The following is a 26,803-nucleotide window of genomic DNA, read 5'->3' as shown; positions in this document are numbered from 1 at the left end:
CCACGCAATGGATCTTGAGACGTTCCGCAAGCTCGCGGCCGACCGCCGCGTCATCCCCGTGAGCCGCAAGCTGCTCGCCGACGGGGACACGCCCGTCGGGCTCTACCGCAAGCTGGCCGCCGAACGCCCCGGCACCTTCCTCCTGGAGTCCGCGGAGAACGGCCGGTCCTGGTCCCGGTACTCCTTCGTCGGGGTCCGCAGCGACGCGACCCTGACCGTCCGGGACGGGCGCGCGCACTGGATCGGCACCCCGCCCGTCGGCGTACCCACCGACGGCGACCCCCTCGACGCCCTGCGCGCCACCGTCGAGACCCTGCACACCCCCCGCGACCTCGCGGGTGGCATGCCCCCCTTCACCGGAGGGATGGTCGGCTACCTCGGCTACGACATCGTCCGCCGCCTGGAGCGCATCGGCGAGCACGGCAGCGACGACCTGGAACTGCCCGAGCTGACGATGCTGCTCACCTCCGACCTCGCGGTGCTGGACCACTGGGACGGCACCGTCCAGCTCATCGCCAACGCCATCAACCACAACGACCTCGACTCCGGCGTCGATGAGGCCCACGCGGACGCCGTGGCCCGGCTGGACGCCATGGAGGCGGACCTGGCGCGGCCCGCGCCCTACGTCCCGGCCCCGCTGCCCGCCTCCGCGCTCCCGGAGTACTCCGCCCTGTGGGGCGGCGAGGAGTACCAGGCGGCCGTCGAGGACATCAAGGAGCGCATCCGGGCCGGCGAGGCCTTCCAGGTGGTGCCCTCGCAGCGGTTCGAGACCTCCTGCGAGGCCTCCGCGCTGGACGTCTACCGGGTGCTGCGCGCCACGAACCCGTCCCCGTACATGTACCTCTTCCGCTTCGAGAACGGCTTCGACGTGGTCGGGTCGAGCCCGGAGGCGCTGGTCAAGGTCGAGGACGGGCGGGCCATGGTCCATCCCATCGCCGGCACCCGCCACCGGGGCGCCACCCCGCAGGAGGACAACGACCTCGCCGAGGAACTGCTCGCCGACCCCAAGGAGCGCGCCGAGCACCTGATGCTCGTCGACCTCGGCCGCAACGACCTCGGCCGGGTCTGCGCACCGGGGTCCGTCGAGGTCGTCGACTTCATGTCGATCGAGCGCTACTCCCACGTCATGCACATCGTCTCCACCGTGACGGGACGCGTGGCCGAGGGGAAGACCGCCTTCGACGTGCTCACGGCCTGCTTCCCGGCGGGCACCCTCTCCGGCGCCCCCAAGCCGCGCGCCATGCAGATCATCGAGGAACTGGAGCCCTCCCGCCGCGGCCTCTACGGCGGCTGCGTCGGCTACCTGGACTTCGCGGGGGACTCCGACACGGCCATCGCCATCCGAACGGCGCTGCTGCGCGACGGTACGGCGTACGTGCAGGCGGGGGCCGGTGTCGTCGCCGACTCCGTGCCCGAGCTGGAGGACAACGAGTGCCGCAACAAGGCCGCCGCCGTGCTGCGGGCCGTGGCTGCGGCGAACCGCCTGAGCGGCTCCTGAGGGCGTAGGGGATAGTGGGGTGCGTGAGTGCCGTACCCCCGCCCCGATCCGAAGCCTCCACCGAGTCCGAGGCCCCCGACAGCCGCAGCAGCCGCCGCAGCGTGGCCGCGGCGCTGCTGCTCGGCGCGCTCGGCGCCACCGTGGTCCTGCTGGCCTCCGGCCGGGTCTGGGCCCGGGGCACGGCCGCCATCGGCAGCGACTCGCTCCAGCTGAGCGCCGACGGGCGGGCCGTGACCGGGCTCCCCGCGGCCCTGGCCATCGTGGGACTGGCCGCGCTGGTCGCCGTCTTCGCCGTCCGGGGCAAGGGTCGGCTCCTGGTGTCGGGCCTGCTCGCGCTCAGCGGCCTCGGTGCGGCGCTGTCGGCCCTCTTCGGCTCCGACGGACGCACCGCCCTGGACGCCCAGGCGGTCCGCTCGACCGCGGACAACGCGGCGCACGTGGCCGGCCTCACGCAGACCACGTGGCCGTACGTGACGGCCGCCGGCGCGGTCCTCATCCTGGCCGCCGGGCTGCTGGCACTGCGCTTCGGCAGCGGCTGGCCCGCGATGGGCGGCCGCTACGAGCGTGACGGCACCCCCCGCCCACGGGCCGTGGCGGCGGTTGATCCGGACCGGCCGGAGGATCTGTGGAAGGCTCTGGACCGCGGCGAGGACCCGACCACGGGCCCGAGCGGCGACCGGACCCGCTGACCGGGCCCCTCGCCCGGCCCCGAGCCGACCCCCCCTGGACGGCGAGGCCGCCCGGTGCGGGACAATGTCACCGAGCGTCCGACCCGGACCACACGTTCGACGAAGCAGTGCGACAGAGCAAACGAGGAGCAACTCATGGCGGGCACGAGCCACGGACACACCCCGGCCGCCTGGACCGGTGTCATCATCGCCTTCATCGGTTTCTGCATCTCCGGCGCCTTCATGGTGCTCGCGAACCCGATCGGGTTCTGGGCCGGGATGGTCGTCGTCGCGCTCGGCGGGGTCGTCGGCCTGGGGATGAAGGCCGCGGGCATGGGCGCGCCGAAGGCCACCCACAAGGACCTCGCCGAGGTCATCGCCGCGAACAAGGTCCCCGCCAAGGCCTGAGCGCGCCACCTGCGCCGGTCCTGGAAGAGAGCCGAAAGGCGCGGCCCCGCCGGGCTGCGCCTTTTGTCGTGAGCGGAGAGAATCAGCAGGTGGACGCCTCCAGCACCCCCGACGCCGTACCCGGCCCGCAGGCCGGCCCCGCGGGTCCCGCCCTGCCCGCCGGCCCCCGCGGTCCCGTCGAGCGGGCCTCCCTGGCCAGGCGGCTCGCCGTCCCGGCGTCCTACCTGGCCGCGGTCGGCGCGGCGTTCGCGTACGTGGGCGCCGTGGACCCCAACGAGCCGGGCCACTACCCGGTCTGCCCGCTGCTGCAGCTGACGGGCCTCCTGTGTCCGGGCTGCGGCGGCCTGCGCAGCGCGCACGCGTTCGCCCACGGGGACCTGGCCGCTGCTTTCGGGTCGAATGCCCTCGCCGTCGTCGGCTACTTCGTCTTCGCGGGTTTCATGGCCCTGTGGCTGGTTCGCGCCTTCCGCGGCCGGCCGGCCCCCAGGATCGTCCTGCGTCCCGCCCACTCGTGGGCGGTGGGCGCGGTGGTACTGGTTTTCGCCGTTGTCCGAAATCTCTCTTTCGGGTCGGCGCTGGCGCCCTGAGCCCGGCGTACAGCCGGGATGAAGGGCGCATTCCGAATGTCCAGTTACTGGGACGCCGTCAACCGAGTGCGGAGGGCGACGCCTCCGCCGGATACCATTTGATGGCCGACCTTGCAGTGGTTCGTGTCTGCAGGGCGGCCGACCGTCATCGACCCGGAAGGGGGCCGCTCGCGTGAGTGTGCTCGACGAGATCATCGAAGGGGTCCGCGAAGACCTTGCCGAACGGCAGGCCCGCGTGAGCCTCGACGAGCTCAAGGAGCGTGCCGCCAAGGCGCCCCAGGCCAAGGACGGCGTCGCGGCCCTGCGCGGCGACGGCGTCAAGGTGATCTGCGAGGTCAAGCGCTCCAGCCCCTCCAAGGGCGCGCTGGCCGCGATCGCGGATCCGGCCGGGCTCGCCGCGGACTACGAGGCAGGCGGTGCGGCGGTCATCTCCGTCCTCACCGAGCAGCGCCGCTTCGGCGGCTCGCTGGCCGACCTGGAGGCCGTCCGCGCCCGCGTGGACATCCCGATCCTGCGCAAGGACTTCATCGTCACCGCCTACCAGCTCTGGGAGGCCCGCGCCTACGGCGCCGACCTCGCGCTGCTGATCGTCGCGGCTCTGGAGCAGGAGGCCCTCGTCTCCCTCATCGAGCGGGCCGAGTCCATCGGTCTCACCCCGCTCGTCGAGGTCCATGACGAGGAGGAGGTGGAGCGGGCGGTGGCCGCCGGCGCCAGAATCATCGGGGTCAACGCCCGCAACCTCAAGGACCTCAAGGTCGACCGCTCCACCTTCGAGCGCGTCGTCGGCGAGATTCCGCCCCACATCGTCAAGGTCGCCGAGTCCGGCATCCGCGGACCGCACGACCTGATCGCCTACGCGAACGAGGGCGCCGACGCCGTCCTCGTCGGTGAGTCCCTGGTCACCGGCCGCGACCCGAAGGCGGCCGTGGCCGACCTCGTCGCCGCCGGGGCCCACCCGGCCCTGCGCCACGGACGGAGCTGACCCTTCCCGTGACCCCCGACCGTCCCCGCGTCCGCGCGCGGTCCGCGCCGCCGGCATCCCGCCGCGGCCCGGGCGGCGTGCCGACGGCGTACGCGCCCCTGGCGCGCGGCTGCCGCCCCCGCGGCTGCCGCGCCCCGGCCCGGCGCGTCCACGGGCGGCGGGTCCGGTACGTGATCGGCTCCGAGCCCGGCCAGGTCAACGGCATGCGATGGCGCCGCGGAGAAGCGCCGTAACGAGGGCTGCCGCGACCCGGTGCGCGAAGGCGTACCGCGTCGCCCGGCGGTCCCGTACGGCCCGCTGCCCGGGCCGACCGGCTCCGGGAGCGGGCTGCCCCGCACCGTACGCAGGACACCCCCAGCGGGGTGTGCGCGGCACGGGCGGGCGGCGCCCTACGGTGAAACCACCCGCCGCATCTCGCACCCGTAGGAGCACTGGACATGTCCAGCGAGTTCTTCATCCCGGACCCGGAGGGTCACGTTCCCAACGCCGAGGGTTACTTCGGCGACTTCGGCGGCAAGTTCATCCCGGAGGCGCTCGTCGCCGCCGTGGACGAGGTGGCCGTCGAGTACGAGAAGGCCAAGGAGGACCCGTCCTTCGCGGCCGAGCTGGGCGACCTCATGGTCAACTACACCGGCCGCCCGAGCGCCCTCACCGAGGTGCCCCGCTTCGCCGAGCACGCCGGCGGAGCTCGGATCTTCCTCAAGCGCGAGGACCTCAACCACACGGGCTCGCACAAGATCAACAACGTGCTGGGCCAGGCGCTGCTCACCCGGCGCATGGGCAAGACCCGCGTGATCGCCGAGACCGGAGCCGGCCAGCACGGCGTGGCCACCGCCACCGCCTGCGCCCTCTTCGGCCTTGAGTGCGTCATCTACATGGGCGAGATCGACACCCAGCGGCAGGCGCTGAACGTCGCCCGCATGCGCATGCTGGGCGCCGAGGTCATCGCGGTGAAGTCCGGTTCGCGGACCCTGAAGGACGCGATCAACGAGGCGTTCCGCGACTGGGTCGCCAACGTGGACCGCACCCACTACCTCTTCGGCACGGTGGCCGGGCCGCACCCCTTCCCGGCGATGGTCCGCGACTTCCACCGCGTGATCGGCGTCGAGGCCCGCCGCCAGATCCTGGAGCGCGCTGGCCGGCTGCCCGACGCCGTCGCGGCCTGCGTCGGTGGCGGCTCCAACGCCATCGGCCTCTTCCACGCCTTCATCCCGGACACCGACGTCCGCCTGGTCGGCTTCGAGCCCGCCGGGCACGGTGTCGAGACCGGCGAGCACGCGGCCACCCTGACCGCGGGCGAGCCCGGCATCCTGCACGGCTCCCGCTCCTACGTCCTGCAGGACGAGGAGGGCCAGATCACCGAGCCCTACTCCATCTCCGCCGGCCTGGACTACCCGGGCATCGGCCCGGAGCACTCCTACCTCAAGGACGCCGGCCGCGGCGAGTACCGCGCGGTCACCGACGACGCCGCGATGCAGGCCCTGCGCCTGCTCTCCCGCACGGAGGGCATCATCCCGGCGATCGAGTCGGCGCACGCTCTCGCGGGCGCCCTGGAGCTGGGCAGGGAGCTGGGCAAGGACGGCCTGCTGGTCGTCAACCTGTCCGGCCGCGGCGACAAGGACATGGACACGGCGGCCCGCTACTTCGGGCTGTACGACGCAGAGACGGTCGAGGGGGAGTCGAAGTGAGCAACGGCAACATCCAGCTGCTGAGCGACACGCTCGCCAAGACGAAGTCCGAGGACCGCGCCGCGCTCGTCGCGTACCTGCCGGCCGGCTTCCCGACCGTCGACGGCGCCATCGACGCGGTCAAGGCCGTCGTCGAGGGCGGCGCGGACGTGGTCGAGATCGGCCTCCCGCACAGTGACCCGGTCCTCGACGGCGCCGTCATCCAGACCGCCGACGACATCGCCCTGCGCGGCGGAGTCAAGATCGCCGACGTGCTGCGCACCGTGCGCGAGGCCCATGAGGCGACCGGCGCGCCGATCCTGGTGATGACCTACTGGAACCCGATCGACCGCTACGGCGTGGAGCGGTTCACGGCCGAGCTGGCGGAGGCGGGCGGGGCCGGCTGCATCCTGCCCGACCTGCCGGTCCAGGAGTCCGCGCTGTGGCGCGAGCACGCTGCGAAGCACGGCCTGGCGACCGTCTTCGTCGTGGCGCCGAGCAGCAAGGACGAGCGTCTGGCCACCATCACGGCGGCCGGCTCCGGCTTCGTCTACGCCGCCTCGCTGATGGGCGTCACCGGCACCCGCGAGTCGGTCGGCAACCAGGCCCAGGACCTGGTGCGGCGCACCCGTGCCGCGGCCGGGGCCCGCGGCGGGCTCCCGGTCTGCGTCGGCCTCGGCGTCTCGAACGCGGCCCAGGCCAAGGAAGTGGCCGGCTTCGCCGACGGGGTGATCGTCGGCTCGGCCTTCGTGAAGCTGCTGCTTGACGCGGCGGACCTGCCGGCCGGGCTGGACGCCGTACGGGCGCTGGCGGGCGAACTTGCGGCAGGCGTACGCAGGAGCTAAGACAAAACCGACACCCGATCGGGTTCTGTAGTCCGATCGGGTGGAATGGCGGACAGGGAGGCACGCGAGTGCCTCCCTGCTTCGTTTGGCGGAGCGTGAGCGACAAGAACGACGGTGCCAACCGCGATGCGACGAAACGATCGGCCCGGGAGCGACTCCAAGCGGAGCGCGAGCGGCAGAAGACCCGGGACAAGCGCCGGCGGACCCTGATCGTGGCGGCGGCGGTGGTCGGCGTCCTGGGCCTGGCGACGGTCGTGGGCGTGATCGCGGCCAACGCCGGCAAGGACACCAGCGCCAAGGGCGGCCCGGTCGTCGCCCCCAGCGGCGCCACCGGCAAGGACGCTCTCGCGATCCAGACGGGCAAGCCCGAGGCGAAGGCCACCCTCACGGTGTGGGAGGACTTCCGCTGCCCGGCCTGCAAGTCCTTCGAGGACAACTACCGCGAGACCATCCACGAGCTGGAGGCCAAGGGCCTGCTCAAGGTGGACTACCACCTGGTCACGCTCATCGACGGCAACATGGGCGGCAGCGGCTCCCTGAAGGGGGCGAACGCGGCCGCCTGCGCCCAGGACGCCGGCAAGTTCACCGAATACCACGACGTCCTCTTCCAGAACCAGCCGGAGGAGATCGACGACGCCTACGGCAAGAACGCCAAGCTCCTGGAGCTCGCCGCCAAGGTCGACGGGCTGGTCACTCCCGCGTTCGAGGCGTGCGTCGAGCAAGGCACGCACAACAGCTGGGTGGCCAAGTCGCACGAGGCCTTCGCCGCCGGGAACTTCCGCGGCACGCCGACCGTGCTGCTCGACGGCAAGGACGTCTTCTCCGACCAGGCGGACCCGCTGACCCCGCAGAAGCTGAAGCAGAAGGTGGAGGCGGGCGCCCAGGGCTCCGGCGGGGCGGCCGGTGCCAAGGGCTCCGAGAAGGGCTCAGAGAAGGGCTCCGAGAAGGACACCGGCAAGAGCGGGGCGCAGGCCTCACCGTCGCCCTCCAGGACGGCGGCGAAGAGCTCCGCGAACAGCTCCGGGAGCGGCTCCGCGGCGGACTGACGTCCGCCGGTCCATGTGTGGATTTGGTTTCGACCCCGCCGGGCGGGTTGCGGTACGCACCGCCCGGCAGGGTAGCGTCAGGTCTGCCATGGACATTGCTTACATCCCCAGTCCGTCGACCGGCGTGATCCATCTCGGACCGATCCCGCTTCGCGGCTACGCGTTCTGCATCATCATCGGCGTCTTCGTCGCCGTCTGGCTCGGCAACAAGCGCTGGATCGCGCGCGGCGGAAAGCCGGGCACGGTCGCGGACATCGCCGTGTGGGCGGTGCCGTTCGGCCTGGTCGGCGGTCGCCTCTACCACGTGGTCACCGACTACCAGCTCTACTTCGGCGAGGGCCGCAACTGGGTCGACGCCTTCAAGATCTGGGAGGGCGGCCTCGGCATCTGGGGCGCGATCGCGCTGGGCGCGGTCGGAGCCTGGATCGGCTGCCGACTGCGCGGTATCCCGCTGCCGGCCTGGGCCGACGCCCTGGCCCCCGGCATCGCGCTGGCCCAGGCGTGCGGTCGCTGGGGCAACTGGTTCAACCAGGAGCTCTACGGCCGGGCCACGGACCTGCCCTGGGCGGTGGAGATCAGCGCCGGCCCGAACCGGGACGCCGGGACCTACCACCCGACCTTCCTGTACGAGTCGCTGTGGTGCGTCGGCGTCGCCTTCCTGGTGATCTGGGCCGACCGCCGCTTCACGCTCGGCCACGGGCGGGCCTTCGCCCTCTACGTCGCCGCGTACTGCGTCGGCCGCGGCTGGATCGAGTACATGCGCGTCGACGAGGCGCACCACATCCTCGGCGTGCGGCTGAACGTCTGGACCTCGATCATCGTCTTCGTGCTCGCGGTGGTCTACCTGGTCGTCTCGGCGAAGCTGCGGCCGGGCCGCGAGGAGATCGTGGAGCCGGACGCCCCCGGCGGCGAGGGCGACAAGGGCGCGGCCAAGGCCGGGACCGAGGCCGACACCGAGGCCGACACCGAGCCGGGGGCCGGGCCCGAGGCCAAGGCCGACGCCGCGCCCGTGGACGCCCCGCCGACCGGCGCCGGGAGCGCCGACACCGCGGTACGGCAGGGAGCGGTCAAGGCCGACCTGCGCAAGCCGGCCGTGGACGCCGGGGCCCCGGAGGCCGACACGCCCTGACCGCGAACCGGTCGGGAGAGGGGGTGCCGCACGCCATGCGACACCCCCTCTGCCGTACCGGCCGGCGTCCGCGACGCGCCGCCCACGCGCGCCCCGGCCCAGGGCGCCCGGCGCGCGGTCCCGCGGTGCGGGCCCGGTGGCCCGCCCGGTGCGGCATCAGCGGACCGGCAGCCGGGTGGCCAGCGCCAGGGTGCGGTGGGCCGAGGCCACCACGGCCGGATCCACGAACCGCCCGTCGGGCAGCGCCAGCGCGCCGGGCGCGGCCCGCGCCGCGCCGAGCACCTCCATCGCGGCGTTCACCTCCTCCGGCGCCGGGAGATAGGCCCGCTCGATCACGGGGAGCTGACGCGGGTGGATCGCCGCCCGGCCGAGGAAGCCGAGGGACCGGCCGCGGGCGCAGGAGGCCGCCAGCGCCTCCAGGTCCCGGATGTCGGGGAAGACCGACTGGGACGGGGGAGCCAGCCCGGCCGCGCGCGCCGCGACCACCACCCGGGAGCGGCACCAGTCCAGCCCCTCCTCCGCACTGACCGCCAGATCCGCCCGCAGGTCCGCCTCGCCGAGGGAGAGCCCGCGCAGGGCCGGGTGCGCGCGGGCGATCCCGTGCGCGCGCTCCACGCCCAGCGCCGACTCCAGCAGGGCGTACAGGCCCACCCCGCCCGTGCGGTCGGCGGTCGCGGCGATCTGCTCCGGCGCGCTGACCTTGGGCAGCCGCAGCCCCGCGAGCCCGCGCAGCCCGGCGAGAGCGGCCAGGTCGGCGCCGCCCCACGGGGAGTCGATCGCATTGACGCGCACGTGGACGGGGACCGGCAGCGGCTCGGCGAGCAGCTCGACGGTGGCGGCACGGGCGTACTCCTTGCGCGAGACCGCCACCGCGTCCTCCAAGTCGACGATGACGGCGTCCGCCCCGCAGCCCAGTGCCTTGGCGACCACGGCCGGGCGGTCGCCCGGTGCGTACAGCCAGGTCAGGATCACAGGGCCCCCTCGGCGCGCAGTGCGGCGATCTCGGCGCCGGACAGTCCGAGCTCGGCCAGCACCTCGGTCGTGTCCGCGCCGTGCGGGCGGCCCGCCCAGCGGATCCCGCCCGGGGTCTCGGACAACCGGAACAGAATGTTCTGCATCCGCAGCGGCCCCAGCTCCGGATCCTCCACCTCGGTCAGCGTGTCGAGGGCCGCGAACTGCGGATCGTCCATCACGTCGCGCACGTCGTAGACGAGGGCGACCGCCGCGTCGGCCTCCTCGAAGGCGCAGACGACCTCCTCCGCCTTGTGGCGGGCGATCCATCCGCCGACGGCCTCGTCGAGGACGTCCGCGTGCCGGGCCCGCCCGGTACCGGTGGCGAACCAGGGCTCGGCGATCAGCTCCGGCCGGCCGACCAGCCGCACCACCCGCTCGGCGACGGATCGCGCGGAGGCGGAGACCGCCAGCCAGCGGCCGTCGGCGCTGCGGTAGGTGTTGCGGGGGGCGTTGTTGGCGGAGCGGTTTCCGGTGCGGGGCTGGACGTACCCCAGCTGGTCGTACCAGAGCGGCTGCGGGCCGAGCACGGTGAGGATCGGCTCGATGATGGCCAGGTCCACGACCTGCCCGTGTCCGGTGCGCTCCCGTCCGGCGAGCGCTGTCATCACGGCGTACGCGCAGGTCAGCGCTGCGATCGAGTCGGCGAGTCCGAAAGGCGGCAGGGTCGGCGGCCCGTCCGGCTCGCCGGTGGCCGCGGCGAACCCGCTCATGGCTTCGGCGAGGGTGCCGAAGCCGGGGCGGTGGGCGTACGGCCCCTGCTGGCCGAAGGCCGTGACACGGGCCAGGATCAGGCGCGGGTTGGCGTCGGAGAGTTCGGACCAGCCCAGGCCCCATTTCTCCAGGGTGCCGGGGCGGAAGTTCTCGATGACCACGTCGGCGGTGGCGGCGAGCCGCAGGAGGGTGTCCCGACCACCGGGGGTGGACAGATCGAGGGTCATGGTCCGCTTGTTCCGGCCGAGCAGTTTCCACCACAGGCCGATGCCGTCCTTGGCGGGGCCGTGACCGCGGGAGGGGTCGGGCAGGGCCGGGTGCTCGACCTTGACGACGTCGGCGCCGAAGTCGCCGAGCAGGGTCGCGGCGAGGGGTCCGGCGAAGAGCGTGGCGAGGTCGAGCACCCGCAGCCCGCGCAGCGGCCCCCGCCCCTGCCCCGGCCGGGTGGGGGCGGGCGGGCGCCCGGTCCGTGGCCGGGGCCCGCCGGGGCCCGCCGCCGGGTGGGGGCCCGGTGCGACGCCCGGCGGCACGGGCCCGGCCGCGGGGGCCGGCGGGCCGGCCCGGTTCGGTTCTGCGTCCCGGCCGCCACGGAGGGGGCGGGCTTCGGAGGGCGTCGGCCCGGCGCCGCTGCCCGACGGGGCGTTCGGGGTCACCAGCCGGCTCCGGTCCCGGCGCCGTCGGAACCGGTGGTCCGGTGGCCGCCGGGGCGGTCCGGGGGTACGGTCCCGGCCTCGTCGGCACCGGTGAGGGTGCCGCTCCCCGGCCGGGGGTCCGCCTGCCACGCGGCCAGGGCGAAGGCTTCCGTTTCGGACCGGGTCGGCATCGAGTCCTGGGCGCCGTGGCGCTGTACCGAGAGCGCGGCCGCGGCTGAAGCCCAGCGCAGCGCCTCCGGCATCGGCCGGCCCTCGCCCAGGGCCACTGCCAGGGCCCCGACGAAGGTGTCCCCGGCCGCGGTGGTGTCCACCGCCCGGACCTGGGGCGCGGGCACCCGCAGCGGGTCCCGGCCGCGTGCCGCGTGGAGGACCCCGGCCGCGCCGAGGGTGACGACCACCTCGGGCACCGCGTCCAGCAGGGCCTCGGCGGCCTGCCGGGGGTCGGTCAGCCCGGTCAGGGCGGCGGCCTCGTGCTCGTTGGGCACCAGCAGGTCCGTGACGGCGAGCAGCTCGGCGGGCAGGGGCTGGGCGGGGGCCGGGGTGAGTACCGTACGGACACCCTGCGCACGGGCGGTGCGGGCCCCGGCGAGCACGGCGGGCAGCGGCAGTTCCAGCTGGAGGAGGAGGGCACCGGCGGCGGCGATCCGCGCCTCGTCCCCCGCCTCCAGACCGGTGACGCTGCCGTTCGCCCCCGGGACGACCACGATGCGGTTGCCGCCCTCGTCGTCCACGGTGATGTGCGCGGTGCCGCTGGCGCCCTCGACGGTGCGCAGCGCCGCCGTCTCGACGCCGGCGGCGGTGAGCGCGGAGCGCAGCCGGACCCCGAACTCGTCGGCCCCGACCGCGCCGATCATGACCACCTTCCCGCCGGAGCGGGCGGCGGCGACGGCCTGGTTGGCGCCCTTGCCGCCGGGGACGGTCCGGAACGCGCGACCGGTGACCGTCTCCCCGGCGAGCGGGGCCTTGGGGACGTAGGCGACGAGGTCCATGTTGGTGCTGCCGAGCACGGCGATGACCGTCATGAGCGTGCTGCCTCCTGTGCGGTGAGGTGGGCGAGGGTGTCGAAGCCGATGCCGTCGAAGCCGGGGACGGTACTGGCGAGGCGGTTCTTGAGCGGGACGGTCCAGCGGTGCGGGATCCGTTCGGGTGCCCCGGCGAGGAGGCCCGCGAGGGCCCCGGCGGTGGCCCCGTTGGAGTCGGTGTCCCAGCCGCCGGACACGGCACGGCAGACGGAGCGGGTGAAGTCCCCGTCGGCATGGGTGAGGGCGGCTGCGATCAGGGCGGTGTTCGGGACGGAGTGGACCCAGTGGTAGTGCCCGAAGCGGGCGTGCAGCCGGTCGACGACGCGGTCGAAGTCGGCCTCCTCGGCGGCCGTGCGGATCCCGAAGCGGATCGCCCCGGCGAGACGGGAGCGGGGCGGTACGGCGGCCAGCCCGGTCCGCAGCGAGGTGTGGACGTCCGCGCGGCCGGTGGCGGCCGCGGCGGTGGCGGCGGCGACGAAGAGGGCGGCGTAGACGCCGTTGCCGGTGTGGGTGAGGGCGGCGTTCCGGTAGGCCTGGGCCGCGGCGGCGGCCGGGTCGCCCGGGTTGGTCCAGCCGTGCACGTCGGCGCGGATGAGTGCACCGATCCATTCGCGGAACGGGTTGTGGTGGGTGGCGGTCTCGGGGGGCTCCAGCCCGAGCAGGAGGTTGCGGTACGCGACGCGCTCGGCGGTGAAGGTACGCCCGGCGGGCAGCTCGTCCAGCCACAGGCGGGCGAGGTCGGCGGTGGTGAAGGCCTTGCCGTGGCGCTGGAGCAGGAGGAGGCCGAGGAGGGGGTGGTCGAGGTCGTCGTCCTCGGGCATGCCGTCGATGTTCTCGGCGAGGCAGGTGGGTGCGGAGCGGCGGTTCCAGGGGTACGCGGCCAGCAGCTCCGCCGGGACGTCGCGGGCGCTGAACCAGTCGTCCAGCGGCCAGTTCCCGGCGGCGCGGGCCAGTGCCCTGATCCCCTCCAGCGGCAGCTTCTCGACGGGCTTCCCGAGCAGACACCCGGCGGCCCGCCCGATCCAGGCGGCTTCGAGCCGGCTGCGCAGCCCGTCCCCGCCCGGCCCCGCCCCCGGTCCGGGCTTCGCGCGCGGCGCCGGCCGGGAGTCCCGGTCCGGGGCGGGCCGGGGCGTTGCGGGAGCGGGTGCGCCGGTCGTCGTGCAGGCGGCGGCGATGGCCGCCCATGCGGTGGGCTCGTCGGCGGCCAACGGCGAGGGCAGGAGGGCGAGTTCGTCCAGCAGGCGGGAGGCCAGCGCCCGCAGGTGCGGGGACGCCGGGACGGGAGAGGCCCCGGCGCGCTCCGGCGCCGGGTGGCCGCCCGCGGCGGACCAGGTCCGCAGGGCGGGGCCGGGGTCCCGGCCGTCCTCGGCCGCCTGACGCAGCTCGTGCCCGACCAGGTCCTCGGGCTGCGCCCAGGTCAGACGCACGCCGCCGACCGGGCCGGGTCCGGCAGGGCGTTCCCGGGCCGCTGCCGCTCCGCTCGGGGTGACGGCCGCTGCCGGGGAGCCGAACGGCGGTTCCGGCGTGCCCGGTGCCGATCCGGTGCCGGGCTTCGGGCCCGCACCGGGGGCGGAGCCGGTGACCGCCCTCGGCGGTGTCGCGGCGGTCCGGGGGGCCGGGCGGGTGGGGCCCGGGCTCCCGGACCGGGGCGCGGGGCCGGCCGGAGGGGGGCCGCAGGGGGACGGGGGCGTCGGCGGGGGCATCAGGGGGTCGCGATCGCGGCGAAGGCCGACTCGTGGGCGCGGCGGCGGGCCCGGTCGCGGGCGAAGACCTCCCGGGCCACGGCGGCCAGCGCGACGGCCGGGGCGTGCAGGTCCAGGCGGCTGGCTCCGGCGACCTGTTTGGCCCAGACCGCCGGCACCGCGGCCTCGCCGCCCAGGGCTCCGGCGATCGCCCCCGCCATGGTGGCGATGGAGTCGCAGTCCCGCCCGTAGTTGACGGCGCCGAGCACGGCCGTCTCGTACCGTCCGTCCGCGACCAGCAGCATCCCCAGCGCGATCGGGAGCTCCTCGATGGCATGGAGGCGGGACGGGCGGCGGGCGTCGAGCGACGGGGTGCGGTAGTCCGGGCCGACCGAGTCGTAGGGGGCCACCGCCGCCCGCAGCGGGGCGAGCGCCGACTCGAAGTCCCGGTACCGGCACGCCACTTCGCCGACGGCGGCGATCGCCGCGCGCGTGCCGTCCTTGGCCAGGGACAGGGCTGCCTGCACCACCGAGGCGGCCGTCGCCCCCGGCAGGCACGCCGCCGCCACCGCCGCCGCGAAGACGCCCGCGGCCTCCCGCCCGTACGAGGATTGGTGCGCCCCGGCGACGTCCAGGGCCTCGGCGTAGGCCCCGGCCGGGTTGCCCGCGTTGACGATGCCCACCGGGGCCATGTACATGGCCGCGCCGCAGTTGACGATGTTGCCGGTGCCGGCCTCGCGCGGATCCGCGTGCGCGTAGTGCAGGCGGGTCACCATCCACTTCTCCGCGAGGAAGATCCGCTGCAACGGCAGTGCCTCGGCCTCCAGTTCGGGGATCCAGCGCGGGATGGTCATCAGATCGGGGACCAGGTGCTCGGCGACGGCGTACGCGTCGAGGTGGTCCCGTACCGTCTCGTACACCCGTACCAGCGCGTGCGTCATCAAGGTGTCGTCCGTGACGTGTCCGTCGCCTTTGTGGTACGGCGCGATGGGGCGGGCGGTGCGCCAGTTCTCGTGCCACGGGCCGACGACGCCGTGCACGCGGCCGCCGTGCCGTTCGACGATCTGGTCCGGGGTCCAGCCCTCCACCGGGCCGCCGAGGGCGTCGCCGACGGCGGCGCCGACGAGGGCCCCGAGGGCCCGGTCCTCCAACGTGAGCGTCATGTCCGAATCATCCCTTGGGTGAGGTGAGTTCCGTCCGTGCGAGGAGCGTGGCGAGTTCGACCAGGTCGGTGCCGGCGAGGCGGGGGAGGGCGCACCCCGAGAGGGTGCGGCAGGCCTCGCGCCAGGCGGCGGGAACGGAGTCGCCGCCGCCGATCGCGCCGGTGAGCGCGCCGGCCAGGGCGGGAGCGGAGTCCGCGACGCGGGACAGGCATGCGGCGGCCGGCACGGCCTCGCCCGTCCTGCCGCGTGCGGCGGTCGCCAGGGCGAGGGCGACGGGGACGGTCTCGGCGGCGGCGATGCCGTAGCTGTACACGTGGTCCACGATCTCGTGCTCAAGGGTCGGGACGATGGCGAACGCGCCGCCGTCCGCATGGGCGCGGGCCAGACCGACGGCGTGCCGGGCGTTGCGGCCGATCTCGGTGGCAGCGGGCAGCCGGGCGAGCGCGGCGTCGACGGCGGCGTCGACGTCCGCCGTGGTCAGGGCGGTGGCGATGGCGGCGGCCATGGCGCGGGCGCCGTGCACGCCGTCGCCGTCCTGGGTGTAGCGGGCGTCGAACTCGGCGAGGTCGGCGGCGGCCCCGGCGTCGCCGGGGTGCACGACGGCGAGCACGCAGGCGCGGACGCAGGCGGCGTCGTCGAAGTAGTGCGGGTTGTCGTGGCCGGTGGCCGGCGGGCGCAGGCCCGCGGCGAGGTTGCCGAGGCCGGCGCGTACCGAGATCCGCGCGCGCAGGGGCAGGACGGCGGACTCCACCTCGGGTGCGCGTTCCGCTGCCGCGGCGACCTCGGAGGCGAGGGCGTTCCAGGCGAGGTCGATGGCGGCGCGCATGCGGCGGGAACGGGAGAGGTCGCTGAGCAGGACGCCCGCGGCGGTGAGCACGGACTCGGCGGCGAATGCCGCCCATTCGGCGTCGTCGGACGGGCCGAGGCGCAGTGGCTCCGGGGGCTGGTTGAGGGCGATGGGGACGGGGAGGGTGGTGGTGGCGTTCTGCTCGGCGAAGGTGTCGAGCTCGCGGGTGAGGCGGCGGGTCCACTGCGGCATCCGGCTGGCGCGGTGCCGGGCTGCGGGCCAGCCGGCCGCGTCGCCTGCGGCCAGCCCGAGCAGGAGGCCTTCGATGGGGCGCCGGTCCGCTGCCCGTTGTCCGGGCCGCGGGGCCGCCGCGGGCCGGATCACGGCCCGTAGTGCCGACGCCCCGCCGTGGGTGTCCGCCCGCACCGGCGGTCGCAGCGCCGCCGCCCCGCCCTCCGGCCCGGCCGGTCCGGGGCTCGCGGCCGCCGGCCCCGCCGGTCCGATCCGCGGCAGGGCCTGCGCCCTGCGGCCCGAGGTGTCGCCGGGGCCGGTCGCAGCCGCCTGCGGCCGCCCATCCGGGCCGCGTCCGGCCAGGGCTTCCGCCCGGTCGGCCGGTGCGGGACGCCGCTGCCCGGCCGGGAGGGCCGGTGCGGGCTCGGGTGGGGTGGGTCCGGTCGCGGGGGACGGAGTCATCGGGCGGCCTCGTATTCCGGGGTGAGGAGGTCCGCGATGTCCAGGACGTGGTAGCCCCGCATCGACGGCAGGCAGCTTCCGCGCACCGGGCCGATGGCTGAGCCCCAGGCGGCGGGGATCGCCGCGGCGCCCGACATGGCGCCGGCCAGGGCGCCCGCCACCGCGGCGGTGGTGTCCGCGTCGCGGCCCATGTTCACGGCGGTGAGCACGGAGGAGGGGAAGTCGCCGCGGCAGGCGGCGAAGGCGCCGAACGCCAGGCCCACTGCCTCCGGCGCCAGGTCCGTCCAGGGGTAGCCGCCGATGACCACCGCCGAGCGCACCGCCCGTTCCCCGCGCGGGGCGGCGGTGACCGCCCGGCGCAGGGAACGGGCCGTCCACGAGTCAGACGGAATGACCGACAGGGCGGCGGAGACCACGGACGCCGCACTGCCGCCCGCCATGGCCGCCGCCACGCCCGCCGCCACCGCCTGGCCGCCGTAGATGCCCTCCCCGTCGTGACTGACCGTGCCGTCGATGGCGACCAGCCGCGCCGCCTCGGCGGGCCGGCCCGCCGCGAAGACCCCGAACGGCGCGGCCCGCATGGCCAGTCCGTCCGACCACGCGTGCCGGTGCTGCGCGGAAATGGGCGCGGCCAGGCCGCGGCGGAGGTTCTCCAGGGTGCCGCGCTCGGAGAACCCCGCCCCCCGGAAGGGGCCTTCGTCGAGGTCCGCGATCCAGTGGTGCCACGCCCGTTCGACATGGGAGACGGTGAGCGCCGAGCCGTGGCGGGCCAGGAGCAGCCCCGAGAAGATCGCGTACTCGGTGTCGTCGGTGCCTGCCGGGTCGTCCGACACGAAGCCCTCGATGCGGCCCCATCGCGCCCGGATTTCCGACGGCTTCATGTTCTCCGCGGGGGCGCCGAGCGCGTCGCCCACCGCGAGCCCCAGAAGAGCGCCCCTGGCCCGTTCCAGGAGGACCTGCGGATCGCATGCAATCTGCTTCACCGGCTCCATTGGCGCGCCTCTCCCACGTGGATGGGGCCCATCATGAGCCCATGGGGGATTTGTGCCATGACATACGGTTTGCCGCGCGCCGCGAAACACCCCGCGAACACCGGCGTCACCCGGTCGCCGACCCGCAAAACCGCAGGTAAGTACGGCCTTCCTTGCTGGCGGGCGTCGGAAATCGTGCGTAGTTTCGAGGCGTTCAGGGGGAGCGGGGCGCGTCATGGCGTCCGCCACGACAATTGGGGAGACAGCACCACATGTCCATCATCGACGTCGAAGCGCCGCTGCACACCGCCCACCGCGACAACCACACCCACCGCGATGTCAACGGCGGATGGCTGAGGCCGGCCGTCTTCGGCGCGATGGACGGGCTCGTCTCCAACCTCGCCCTCATGACCGGCGTGGCCGGCGGAGCCGTCGCCCCGCAGACCATCGTGATCACGGGCCTCGCCGGACTCGCCGCCGGAGCCTTCTCGATGGCCGCCGGCGAGTACACCTCCGTGGCCTCCCAGCGCGAACTGGTCCTCGCCGAGCTCGACGTCGAGCGGCAGCAGCTGCGCAAGCACCCCGTCGACGAGATGGAGGAGCTGGCCGAGCTGTACGTCTCGCGCGGCGTCGAGCCGGCGCTCGCCCGCGAGGTCGCCCTGCAGCTGTCCCGCGACCCCGAGCAGGCCCTGGAGATCCACGCCCGCGAGGAGCTCGGCATCGACCCCGACGACCTGCCGTCGCCGCTCGTCGCCGCCGTCTCGTCCTTCGGTTCCTTCGCCCTGGGTGCGCTGCTGCCCGTACTGCCGTACCTGCTCGGCGCCACGGCCCTGTGGCCGGCGGTGCTGCTCGCGCTGGCCGGCCTCTTCGCCTGCGGCGCGGTCGTCGCCCGGGTCACCGCCCGGTCGTGGTGGTACAGCGGCCTGCGCCAGCTGCTGCTCGGCGGCGCGGCCGCCGGTGTGACGTACGTCCTGGGCACCTGGATCGGCGCGGCCATAGGCTGACGACCATCGGAGTGAGACACTATGCAGTACGCAACATAAGTAGTCCGTTACTCGGTGGTTTCGATCCCGTGTCCCCTGGGCATCACTCCAGGACTCCGGGCGGGCAATGATGCTCGCCCTGTATCGGGACCTTCGCCCCACGCACTGCGCCGGGATGCGCGGGAACACGCCGGGACCGCCCGGCGCCACCCCGCGATCCGCCCGTAGAGCGCCGCGGAAGTCCCCTCTTTCTGCCTCGCGCAGTGTCCGCATGCTGGAATGGCATATCCGCTTCTCGGGATTGTCGTCATCATGTAATCTGCACGAAATTTCGCAGAGGGCCAACGTCGTCCCTCGGCCAGCACATATGCCACGACGACGACGGGAGAGCCGATGCGTTCCGCATCCACGCACTCCGCGACCGGCCTGAACACCGCCTGGTCGCCCATGGACGGTCGCCCCGCCCAGCAGGGCATGTACGACCCGCGCAACGAGAAGGACGCCTGCGGCGTCGGATTCGTGGCGAACCTCACCGGCGAGGCCACCCACACCCTCGTTGAGCAGGCCCTGACCGTTCTGCGGAACCTCGAGCACCGTGGCGCCACCGGCTCCGAGCCGGACTCCGGCGACGGCGCGGGAATCCTGTCCCAGGTGCCGGACGCCTTCCTCCGCGAGGTCGCCGGATTCGAGCTCCCCGAGGCCGGCGCGTACGCCGTCGGCATCGCCTTCCTGCCCGCCGACGGCACCGCACAGGCCGTCGCCGCGGAGCGGGTCGAGGCCATCGCCGCCGAGGAGAACCTCACGGTCCTCGGCTGGCGCGAGGTCCCGGTTACCCCCGACCTGCTCGGCAACGGCGCCCGCGCCACCATGCCGGCCTTCCGCCAGCTCTTCGTCTCCGGGGGCGGGGCGGCCGGCATCGAGCTGGACCGCAAGGCCTTCGTGCTGCGCAAGCGCGCCGAGCGCGAGGCCGGCGTGTACTTCCCGTCGCTCTCCGCCCGGACCATCGTCTACAAGGGCATGCTGACCACCGGCCAGCTGGAGCCCTTCTTCCCGGACCTCTCCGACCGCCGCTTCGCCTCGGCGCTCGCCCTGGTCCACTCCCGGTTCTCCACGAACACCTTCCCATCCTGGCCGCTCGCCCACCCGTACCGCTTCGTCGCGCACAACGGCGAGATCAACACGGTCAAGGGCAACCGGAACTGGATGAAGGCCCGTGAGTCCCAGCTCGCCTCGACCGCCTTCGGTGAGGGCGCGCTCGACCGCATCTTCCCGATCTGCACCCCGGACGCCTCCGACTCGGCCTCCTTCGACGAGGTCCTGGAGCTGCTCCACCTCGGCGGCCGGTCGCTGCCGCACAGCGTGCTGATGATGATCCCGGAGGCGTGGGAGAACCACACCTCCATGGACCCGGCCCGCCGCGCGTTCTACCAGTACCACTCCACGATGATGGAGCCCTGGGACGGCCCCGCCTGCGTCACCTTCACCGACGGCACCCAGGTCGGCGCGGTCCTCGACCGCAACGGCCTGCGCCCCGGACGCTACTGGGTCACCGACGACGGCCTCGTCGTCCTCGGCTCCGAGGTCGGTGTCCTCGACATCGACCCGGCCAAGGTCGTCCGCAAGGGCCGCCTGCAGCCCGGCAAGATGTTCCTCGTCGACACCGCCCGGAAGCGGATCGTCGAGGACGACGAGATCAAGGACGAGCTCGCCTCCGCCGCCCCGTACGCCGAATGGCTGGAGACCGGCGAGATCGAGCTGACCGACCTGCCCGAGCGCGAGCACATCGTGCACACGCACGCCTCGGTCACCCGCCGCCAGCAGACCTTCGGCTACACCGAGGAGGAGCTGCGCGTCATCCTCGCGCCGATGGCCCGTACCGGCGGCGAGCCGCTCGGCTCCATGGGCACGGACTCCCCGATCGCGGCGCTGTCCGAGCGCCCCCGGCTGCTCTTCGACTACTTCACCCAGCTGTTCGCGCAGGTCACCAACCCGCCGCTGGACGCCATCCGCGAAGAACTCGTCACCTCGCTGCTGTCCTCGATCGGCCCGCAGTCCAACCTGCTGGAGCCGACCGCGGCTTCCTGCCGCAGCGTCACCGTGCCCTTCCCGGTGATCGACAACGACGAGCTGGCCAAGCTCATCCACATCAACGCCGACGGCGACATGCCCGGGATGAAGGCCGCCACGCTCTCCGGCCTCTACCGGGTCTCCGGCGGCGGCGAGTCGCTCGCCGCCCGGATCGAGGAGATCCGCGCCGAGGCCGACGCGGCCATCGCGGGCGGCGCCCGCCTGATCGTCCTCTCGGACCGCCACTCGGACGCCGAGCACGCGCCGATCCCGTCGCTGCTGCTCACCGCCGCCGTGCACCACCACCTCATCGCCACCAAGCAGCGCACCCAGGTGGGGCTGCTGGTCGAGGCCGGTGACGTGCGCGAGGTCCACCACGTCGCGCTGCTCATCGGCTACGGCGCCGCCGCGGTCAACCCGTACCTCGCCATGGAGTCCGTCGAGGACCTGCTGCGCGCCGGTACCTTCCTGTCCGGCCTGGAGCCGGAGCAGGCCATCCGGAACCTGATCTACGCGCTCGGCAAGGGCGTCCTGAAGGTCATGTCCAAGATGGGCATCTCCACCGTCGCCTCCTACCGCGGCGCCCAGGTCTTCGAGGCCGTCGGCCTGGACGACGCGTTCGTCGAGACCTACTTCAACGGCACCGCCACCAAGATCGGCGGCGCCGGCCTGGACGTCATCGCCAAGGAGGTGGCCGCCCGCCACGCCAAGGCGTACCCGGTCTCCGGCGTCGCGGCCACGCACCGCGCCCTGGAGATCGGCGGCGAGTACCAGTGGCGCCGCGAGGGCGAGCCGCACCTGTTCGACCCGGAGACGGTCTTCCGCCTCCAGCACGCCACCCGCAACCGCCGGTACGACATCTTCCGGCAGTACACGGACCGTGTGAACGAGCAGTCCGAGCGCCTGATGACGCTGCGCGGCCTCTTCGGCTTCAAGACCGGACTGCCGGGGCGTACCCCGATCTCCCTCGACGAGGTCGAGCCGGTCTCCGAGATCGTCAAGCGCTTCTCCACCGGCGCCATGTCGTACGGCTCCATCTCCAAGGAGGCGCACGAGACCCTCGCCATCGCCATGAACCAGCTGGGCGCCAAGTCCAACACCGGTGAGGGCGGCGAGGACCCCGAGCGCCTGTACGACCCGGCGCGCCGCTCCTCCATCAAGCAGGTCGCCTCCGGCCGCTTCGGCGTGACGAGCGAGTACCTGGTCAACGCGGACGACATCCAGATCAAGATGGCGCAGGGTGCCAAGCCCGGCGAGGGCGGCCAGCTGCCCGGCCACAAGGTCTACCCGTGGGTCGCCAAGACCCGGCACTCCACCCCGGGCGTCGGCCTGATCTCCCCGCCGCCGCACCACGACATCTACTCCATCGAGGACCTGGCCCAGCTGATCCACGACCTCAAGAACGCCAACCCGGCCGCCCGCATCCACGTGAAGCTGGTCTCCGAGGTCGGCGTCGGCACGGTCGCGGCGGGCGTCTCCAAGGCCCACGCGGACGTCGTCCTGATCTCCGGCCACGACGGCGGAACGGGCGCTTCCCCGCTCACCTCGCTCAAGCACGCGGGCGGTCCCTGGGAGCTGGGTCTCGCCGAGACCCAGCAGACCCTGCTGCTCAACGGCCTGCGCGACCGCATCGTCGTCCAGACCGACGGCCAGCTCAAGACCGGCCGCGACGTGGTCATCGCCGCCCTGCTCGGCGCCGAGGAGTTCGGTTTCGCGACCGCGCCGCTCGTCGTCTCCGGCTGCGTCATGATGCGCGTCTGCCACCTGGACACCTGCCCGGTCGGCATCGCCACCCAGAACCCGGTCCTGCGCGACCGGTTCTCCGGCAAGCCCGAATTCGTCGTCAACTTCTTCGAGTTCATCGCGGAGGAGGTGCGCGAGCTGCTCGCCGAGCTGGGCTTCCGCACGATCGAGGAGGCCGTCGGCCACGCCGAGCTGCTGGACACCACCAAGGCCGTCTCGCACTGGAAGGCGCAGGGTCTCGACCTGGAGCCGCTCTTCTACGTGCCCGAGCTGCCCGAGGGCGCGGTCCGCCACGCCCTGATCGAGCAGGACCACGGTCTGGAGAAGGCCCTCGACAACGAGCTGATCGAGCTCGCGGCCGACGCGCTGAACGCCGAGACCGCCGAGGCGGCCCAGCCGGTCCGCGCCCAGGTCGCCATCCGGAACATCAACCGGACCGTCGGTACGATGCTCGGCCACCACGTCACCAAGCGGTTCGGCGGCGCGGGCCTGCCCGACAACACGATCGACCTGACCTTCACGGGCAGCGCCGGCCAGTCCTTCGGCGCCTTCGTCCCGAAGGGCGTCACCCTCCGCCTGGAGGGCGACGCCAACGACTACGTCGGCAAGGGCCTGTCCGGCGGCCGGATCGTGGTCCGCCCGGACCGCGGTGCCGACCACCTCGCCGAGTACTCCACCATCGCCGGCAACACCATCGGCTACGGAGCCACCGGCGGCGAGATGTTCCTGCGCGGCCGCACCGGCGAGCGCTTCTGCGTCCGCAACTCCGGTGCCCTGGTCGTCTCGGAGGGCGTGGGCGACCACGGCTGCGAGTACATGACCGGCGGCACGGCAGTCGTCCTGGGCGAGACGGGCCGCAACTTCGCGGCCGGCATGTCGGGCGGCGTCGCGTACGTCGTCGACCTCGACCCGCACAACGTCAACGTCGGCAACGCGGGCGCGGTCGAGGCCCTGTCCGACACCGACAAGCAGTGGCTGCACGATGTGGTGCGCCGCCACGAGGAGGAGACCGGCTCGACCGTGGCCGCGAAGCTCCTGGCTGACTGGTCCGCCGCGGCGGACCGCTTCAGCAAGATCATCCCGACCACGTACAAGGCAGTGCTCGCCGCCAAGGACGCCGCTGAGCTCGCCGGACTCTCGGAAACCGAGACCACGGAGAAGATGATGGAGGCGGCGACCCATGGCTGACCCGAAGGGCTTCCTCACCACCACGCGCGAGACCGCCTGCTCCCGTCCCGTCGCCGACCGGCTGAAGGACTGGAACGAGGTCTACGTCCCGGGCTCGCTGCTGCCGATCATCAGCAAGCAGGCCGGCCGCTGCATGGACTGCGGCATCCCGTTCTGCCACAACGGCTGCCCGCTCGGGAACCTGATCCCCGAGTGGAACGACTACGCCTACCGCGATGACTGGGCGGCGGCGTCGGAGCGGCTGCACGCGACGAACAACTTCCCGGAGTTCACCGGCCGCCTGTGCCCGGCCCCGTGCGAGTCGGCGTGCGTCCTCGGCATCAACCAGCCCGCCGTCACCATCAAGAACGTCGAAGTCTCGATCATCGACAAGGCGTGGGACAACGGAGACGTCACCCCGCAGGCCCCGGAGCGCCTGTCCGGCAAGACCGTTGCCGTGATCGGCTCCGGACCGGCCGGCCTGGCCGCCGCCCAGCAGCTGACCCGGGCCGGCCACACCGTGGTCGTCTACGAGCGTGCGGACCGCATCGGCGGCCTGCTCCGCTACGGCATCCCCGAGTTCAAGATGGAGAAGGTGCACATCAACCGCCGCATCGAGCAGATGCGCGCGGAGGGCACCAAGTTCCGCACCGGCATCGAGGTCGGCCGGGACATCACGGCGACCGACCTGCGCAAGCGGTTCGACGCGGTGGTCGTCGCCGCCGGCGCCACCGTCTCGCGCGACCTGCCGGTCCCGGGCCGCGACCTGGGGGGCATCCACTTCGCGATGGAGTACCTGCCGCTCGCGAACAAGGTCCAGGAGGGCGACTTCCTGGCCCCGCCCATCACGGCCGAGGGCAAGCACGTGGTCGTCATCGGCGGCGGCGACACCGGCGCGGACTGCGTGGGCACCGCCCACCGCCAGGGCGCGGCCTCGGTCACCCAGCTGGAGATCATGCCGAAGCCGGGCGAGGAGCGGAACGCCAACCAGCCGTGGCCGACCTTCCCGATGCTCTACAAGGTCACCTCGGCCCACGAGGAGGGCGGCGAGCGGGTCTACTCCGTCTCCACCACCCACTTCGAGGGCGACGAGGACGGCAACGTCCAGGCCCTGCACCTGGTCGAGGTCGAGTTCGTCGACGGCAAGCTCGTCCAGAAGCCCGGCACCGAGCGCGTCCTCCCCGCGCAGCTGGTGACCCTGGCGATGGGCTTCACGGGCACCGACCAGGCGAACGGCCTGGTCCAGCAGTTCGGTGTGGAGCTGGACGCCCGCGGCAACATCGACCGCGACGCCTCGTACGCGACCAACGTCGACGGCGTCTTCGTCGCCGGCGACGCGGGCCGCGGCCAGTCCCTCATCGTCTGGGCCATCGCGGAGGGCCGCTCGGCCGCCCGTGGCGTGGACCGCTACCTGACCGGCAGCAGCACCCTCCCGTACCCGGTCAAGCCGACGGACCGCTCGCTGACCGTGTAGGCACCGGCAAGCACCCCCGCCTCGCGAAGGGCGGGACCCCTCATACGGTCCGTACAACGGCGTACGGAACACCCGACGCAGCGCCCGCCACGTCCCCGACCAGGGGTGGCGGGCGCTGCGGCGTCGGGTGGTCGTATCCATGCGTTCCGCTGAACCGCCGGGGAGGCGAGGACTACGCTTTTCACGGAGCGAGGGCACTGCGGGAGCGGGGAGTTGGCTCATGGCCAAGCCGAATGACGAGGACGGGGCACAGACGCCGGAGGAGTTCGCCCGTGAGGAACTGCGGGGCAAGCGGGAGGCCGCGGGCTTGACCCAGGAGGGGCTGGGCGAGCGGATCTTCGCCACGGGGGCCTACGTCGGAATGATGGAGAGCGGGCGGCGCCGACTGCGCCCGGAGATCGCCAAGCTCATCGACAGAGAGCTGAACACAGGGGACTACTTCTTCCGCCTGGCCCGGGCCTTCAAGTCCAAGCACATCGAGTACTTCGCCGGCGTGGCCGAGCTGGAAGGGCTGGCGACGGCCACCTACGAGTACGCCTGCATGCTGGTTCCCGGACTGCTCCAGACGGACGACTACGCGCGGGCGGTCATCCGGGCAGCCAGCCCGACCGCGCTGTCAGAGCGCGTTGAAGCCCTGGTCGCGGCGCGCACCGAACGTGCTCGACTCCTCGTCGATCCGGAGACGCCCGAGATGTGGGTGGTTCTGCACGAGTCGGTGCTCCGGACGACCGTCGGAGGGCCTGCTGTGATGGCCGCACAGTTGCGGCACATCGCTTCGTACGTCCGGGCGCACCGGATCACCGCGCAGGTGGTGCCGTTCTCGGCCGGCGCCCATGGCGCCCTGAACTCGATGGTGCGCATCATCCAGTTCCCGGACGCGCCCGATGTCGCCTATACGGAGGGACCCCATGCGGGGCAACTGCTCGACTATCCGGCCCTGGTTCAGCGCTACTGGAGGTCATACGATCTTGCCAGGGCTGCTGCGTTGTCACCGGAGGTGTCCCTGACCCTGATCGAGTCGGTGGCGGAGGAGTACGCGACATGCGCGCAGACGTGAACGGCCTGTCCTGGCGCAAGTCCTCGTACAGCAACGGCGAAGGAGGCGACTGCGTCGAGGTGTCAGACGGCCTTCCCGGCCCGATCCGCGTCCGTGACAGCAAGCTGGCCGAGACCGGCCCGGTTCTCGCGTTCCCCGCCGCCTCATGGGCGTTGTTCGTCGCGGCCGTGCGGCTCCCGGTTCCTCTCCCGTTTCGCAGTGCAGGAGCGGGCGCGCGCTCCGTTCCGCCGGGCGGTGCGGAGCGGGGACCCGGCCGGGGCGGCCCGGTGCCGGTCGGGATTCCGGCAGGCGCCGGCGCGGAGGCACCGGTCGCCTACTGAGCGTCCGGGTATCCGTTCAGCCGGTCACGGAGGGAGAGGGCCATCCGGTCGGCCTGCCCGGTCGTCACCCGCTCGTGCTCCGGTCGCCGGAGCAGCTCGAAAACACCCGGCCCGCGATGCTCGGGCGGCAGATCCGCCGTGCGCGGAACGATGTGGAAGTGAACGTGCGCGAAGCCTTCGGCCTCGGCGAACTGGACGACGTAGGTCTTGGCGCAACCGGTCACGCTCCGCAGCGCCCGGGAGAGTCTGACCTGCCACACCCCCAGGGACGATGCCTCGGCGGCGGTGAGGTCGTGAACCGTGAGGACGTGGCGCCGCGGCAGCAGCACCAGCCAGCCGGGCAATGCGGTGTTGAAGGCGTGCGCCACCCGCCATTGCCGGTCGTGTGCCACGCACTCGCGTGGTGGAAGGTCGTCGAACACGGCCTCCTGGCTGCACGCGTAGCAGTGGGGAGTCGTCATGGACC

General features: G+C 73.5%; 23 protein-coding genes. 15 read left to right on the top strand and 8 right to left on the bottom strand.

The features are described from left to right. Window positions 1–7: 7 nt before the first annotated feature. The 10 genes from R4Z63_RS08080 to lgt all read left to right on the top strand — a co-directional run bounded on the left by R4Z63_RS08080 (window position 8) and on the right by lgt (window position 8,830). Window positions 8–1,498 carry an anthranilate synthase component I gene (locus R4Z63_RS08080; protein WP_384451162.1) on the top strand — a complete coding sequence of 497 codons (1,491 nt, stop codon included), beginning with the start codon at window positions 8–10 and terminating at the stop codon, window positions 1,496–1,498. 14 nt (window positions 1,499–1,512) lie between these two features. After that, window positions 1,513–2,187, top strand: coding sequence for a TIGR02234 family membrane protein (locus R4Z63_RS08075; protein ID WP_384451164.1), 675 nt, complete (start codon window positions 1,513–1,515; stop codon window positions 2,185–2,187). 135 nt (window positions 2,188–2,322) lie between these two features. Continuing rightward, window positions 2,323–2,574, top strand: a complete 252-nt coding sequence (locus R4Z63_RS08070; RefSeq protein WP_037926800.1) for an HGxxPAAW family protein — start codon at window positions 2,323–2,325, stop codon at window positions 2,572–2,574. 89 nt (window positions 2,575–2,663) lie between these two features. Continuing rightward, window positions 2,664–3,161, top strand: a complete 498-nt coding sequence (locus R4Z63_RS08065; RefSeq protein ID WP_078556930.1) for a DUF2752 domain-containing protein — start codon at window positions 2,664–2,666, stop codon at window positions 3,159–3,161. 172 nt (window positions 3,162–3,333) lie between these two features. After that, window positions 3,334–4,143 (top strand): indole-3-glycerol phosphate synthase TrpC, encoded by an 810-nt coding sequence (gene trpC, locus R4Z63_RS08060; RefSeq protein ID WP_037926797.1) that lies wholly within the window; start codon window positions 3,334–3,336, stop codon window positions 4,141–4,143. Between the two features lie 77 nt (window positions 4,144–4,220). Beyond that, entirely contained in the window at window positions 4,221–4,376 is a 156-nt protein-coding gene (gene trpM, locus R4Z63_RS08055) for a tryptophan biosynthesis modulator TrpM (RefSeq protein ID WP_370466706.1), read from the top strand. A gap of 204 nt (window positions 4,377–4,580) precedes the next feature. After that, on the top strand, window positions 4,581–5,831 hold the full coding sequence (gene trpB / locus R4Z63_RS08050) for a tryptophan synthase subunit beta (RefSeq protein WP_037926791.1): 1,251 nt from the start codon (window positions 4,581–4,583) through the stop codon (window positions 5,829–5,831). Beyond that, window positions 5,828–6,655, top strand: coding sequence for a tryptophan synthase subunit alpha (gene trpA, locus R4Z63_RS08045; protein ID WP_384451169.1), 828 nt, complete (start codon window positions 5,828–5,830; stop codon window positions 6,653–6,655). The genes trpB and trpA overlap by 4 nt, the downstream gene beginning before the upstream one ends. A 95-nt stretch (window positions 6,656–6,750) precedes the next feature. Continuing rightward, window positions 6,751–7,701, top strand: a complete 951-nt coding sequence (locus tag R4Z63_RS08040) for a DsbA family protein (protein ID WP_078556928.1) — start codon at window positions 6,751–6,753, stop codon at window positions 7,699–7,701. Between the two features lie 88 nt (window positions 7,702–7,789). Beyond that, window positions 7,790–8,830 carry a prolipoprotein diacylglyceryl transferase gene (gene lgt / locus R4Z63_RS08035; protein WP_384451174.1) on the top strand — a complete coding sequence of 347 codons (1,041 nt, stop codon included), beginning with the start codon at window positions 7,790–7,792 and terminating at the stop codon, window positions 8,828–8,830. Between the two features lie 156 nt (window positions 8,831–8,986). On the opposite strand, the gene R4Z63_RS08030 is transcribed toward lgt, so the two are convergent. The 7 genes from R4Z63_RS08030 to R4Z63_RS08000 form a co-directional block, all read right to left on the bottom strand. After that, window positions 8,987–9,802 carry an HpcH/HpaI aldolase/citrate lyase family protein gene (locus R4Z63_RS08030; protein WP_384451177.1) on the bottom strand — a complete coding sequence of 272 codons (816 nt, stop codon included), beginning with the start codon at window positions 9,800–9,802 and terminating at the stop codon, window positions 8,987–8,989. Then, the gene (locus R4Z63_RS08025) at window positions 9,799–11,085 is read right to left on the bottom strand and encodes a CaiB/BaiF CoA transferase family protein (RefSeq protein ID WP_384451231.1); all 1,287 of its coding nucleotides are present in this window, start codon (window positions 11,083–11,085) and stop codon (window positions 9,799–9,801) included. The genes R4Z63_RS08030 and R4Z63_RS08025 overlap by 4 nt, the downstream gene beginning before the upstream one ends. Window positions 11,086–11,204: 119 nt before the next feature. Then, window positions 11,205–12,230 carry a ribokinase gene (rbsK, locus tag R4Z63_RS08020; RefSeq protein ID WP_384451180.1) on the bottom strand — a complete coding sequence of 342 codons (1,026 nt, stop codon included), beginning with the start codon at window positions 12,228–12,230 and terminating at the stop codon, window positions 11,205–11,207. After that, window positions 12,227–13,657: an ADP-ribosylglycohydrolase family protein gene (locus R4Z63_RS08015; protein ID WP_384451183.1), complete on the bottom strand. Its 1,431-nt coding sequence runs from the start codon at window positions 13,655–13,657 to the stop codon at window positions 12,227–12,229. Before R4Z63_RS08015 ends, rbsK begins: the two co-directional genes overlap by 4 nt. A gap of 275 nt (window positions 13,658–13,932) precedes the next feature. Then, a complete protein-coding gene (locus tag R4Z63_RS08010; protein WP_037926779.1) occupies window positions 13,933–15,075 on the bottom strand; it encodes an ADP-ribosylglycohydrolase family protein in 1,143 nt (380 codons plus the stop codon). Between the two features lie 7 nt (window positions 15,076–15,082). After that, window positions 15,083–16,555, bottom strand: coding sequence for an ADP-ribosylglycohydrolase family protein (locus R4Z63_RS08005; RefSeq protein ID WP_384451187.1), 1,473 nt, complete (start codon window positions 16,553–16,555; stop codon window positions 15,083–15,085). Beyond that, a complete protein-coding gene (locus R4Z63_RS08000; RefSeq protein WP_037926776.1) occupies window positions 16,552–17,547 on the bottom strand; it encodes an ADP-ribosylglycohydrolase family protein in 996 nt (331 codons plus the stop codon). The genes R4Z63_RS08005 and R4Z63_RS08000 overlap by 4 nt, the downstream gene beginning before the upstream one ends. A 251-nt stretch (window positions 17,548–17,798) precedes the next feature. On the opposite strand from R4Z63_RS08000, the gene R4Z63_RS07995 reads away from it, so the two are divergent. From R4Z63_RS07995 to R4Z63_RS07975, 5 genes are all read left to right on the top strand, one after another. Then, a complete protein-coding gene (locus R4Z63_RS07995; RefSeq protein WP_037926773.1) occupies window positions 17,799–18,530 on the top strand; it encodes a VIT1/CCC1 transporter family protein in 732 nt (243 codons plus the stop codon). A 426-nt stretch (window positions 18,531–18,956) separates the two neighbouring features. Then, window positions 18,957–23,507 (top strand): glutamate synthase large subunit, encoded by a 4,551-nt coding sequence (gltB, locus tag R4Z63_RS07990; RefSeq protein ID WP_384451234.1) that lies wholly within the window; start codon window positions 18,957–18,959, stop codon window positions 23,505–23,507. Further along, complete coding sequence (locus R4Z63_RS07985) at window positions 23,500–24,960, top strand: glutamate synthase subunit beta (RefSeq protein WP_384451193.1); 1,461 nt, start codon at window positions 23,500–23,502, stop codon at window positions 24,958–24,960. Before gltB ends, R4Z63_RS07985 begins: the two co-directional genes overlap by 8 nt. A 220-nt stretch (window positions 24,961–25,180) precedes the next feature. Next, complete coding sequence (locus tag R4Z63_RS07980; RefSeq protein ID WP_384451196.1) at window positions 25,181–26,017, top strand: helix-turn-helix domain-containing protein; 837 nt, start codon at window positions 25,181–25,183, stop codon at window positions 26,015–26,017. After that, window positions 26,002–26,337: a DUF397 domain-containing protein gene (locus R4Z63_RS07975; protein WP_384451199.1), complete on the top strand. Its 336-nt coding sequence runs from the start codon at window positions 26,002–26,004 to the stop codon at window positions 26,335–26,337. The genes R4Z63_RS07980 and R4Z63_RS07975 overlap by 16 nt, the downstream gene beginning before the upstream one ends. On the opposite strand, the gene R4Z63_RS07970 is transcribed toward R4Z63_RS07975, so the two are convergent. After that, complete coding sequence (locus R4Z63_RS07970) at window positions 26,331–26,798, bottom strand: HIT family protein (RefSeq protein ID WP_037926764.1); 468 nt, start codon at window positions 26,796–26,798, stop codon at window positions 26,331–26,333. The two genes, R4Z63_RS07975 and R4Z63_RS07970, sit on opposite strands and share 7 nt — an antisense overlap. Window positions 26,799–26,803 lie beyond the last annotated feature (5 nt).

The sequence above is a fragment of the Streptomyces sp. PL-29 genome (assembly GCF_058344425.1).
This window is presented reverse-complemented; position numbering and strand designations above follow the sequence as displayed.

Coding starts and splice junctions, on each gene's coding strand:
- rbsK (WP_384451180.1), bottom strand. CDS start 12,230: ATGACGGTCATCGCCGTGCTCGGCAGCACCAACATGGACCTCGTCGCC.
- lgt (WP_384451174.1), top strand. CDS start 7,790: ATGGACATTGCTTACATCCCCAGTCCGTCGACCGGCGTGATCCATCTC.
- R4Z63_RS07985 (WP_384451193.1), top strand. CDS start 23,500: ATGGCTGACCCGAAGGGCTTCCTCACCACCACGCGCGAGACCGCCTGC.
- trpB (WP_037926791.1), top strand. CDS start 4,581: ATGTCCAGCGAGTTCTTCATCCCGGACCCGGAGGGTCACGTTCCCAAC.
- R4Z63_RS08000 (WP_037926776.1), bottom strand. CDS start 17,547: ATGGAGCCGGTGAAGCAGATTGCATGCGATCCGCAGGTCCTCCTGGAA.
- R4Z63_RS08010 (WP_037926779.1), bottom strand. CDS start 15,075: ATGACGCTCACGTTGGAGGACCGGGCCCTCGGGGCCCTCGTCGGCGCC.
- R4Z63_RS07995 (WP_037926773.1), top strand. CDS start 17,799: ATGTCCATCATCGACGTCGAAGCGCCGCTGCACACCGCCCACCGCGAC.
- gltB (WP_384451234.1), top strand. CDS start 18,957: ATGGACGGTCGCCCCGCCCAGCAGGGCATGTACGACCCGCGCAACGAG.
- R4Z63_RS08070 (WP_037926800.1), top strand. CDS start 2,323: ATGGCGGGCACGAGCCACGGACACACCCCGGCCGCCTGGACCGGTGTC.
- R4Z63_RS07975 (WP_384451199.1), top strand. CDS start 26,002: ATGCGCGCAGACGTGAACGGCCTGTCCTGGCGCAAGTCCTCGTACAGC.
- R4Z63_RS07980 (WP_384451196.1), top strand. CDS start 25,181: ATGGCCAAGCCGAATGACGAGGACGGGGCACAGACGCCGGAGGAGTTC.
- R4Z63_RS08080 (WP_384451162.1), top strand. CDS start 8: ATGGATCTTGAGACGTTCCGCAAGCTCGCGGCCGACCGCCGCGTCATC.
- R4Z63_RS08005 (WP_384451187.1), bottom strand. CDS start 16,555: ATGACTCCGTCCCCCGCGACCGGACCCACCCCACCCGAGCCCGCACCG.
- R4Z63_RS07970 (WP_037926764.1), bottom strand. CDS start 26,798: ATGACGACTCCCCACTGCTACGCGTGCAGCCAGGAGGCCGTGTTCGAC.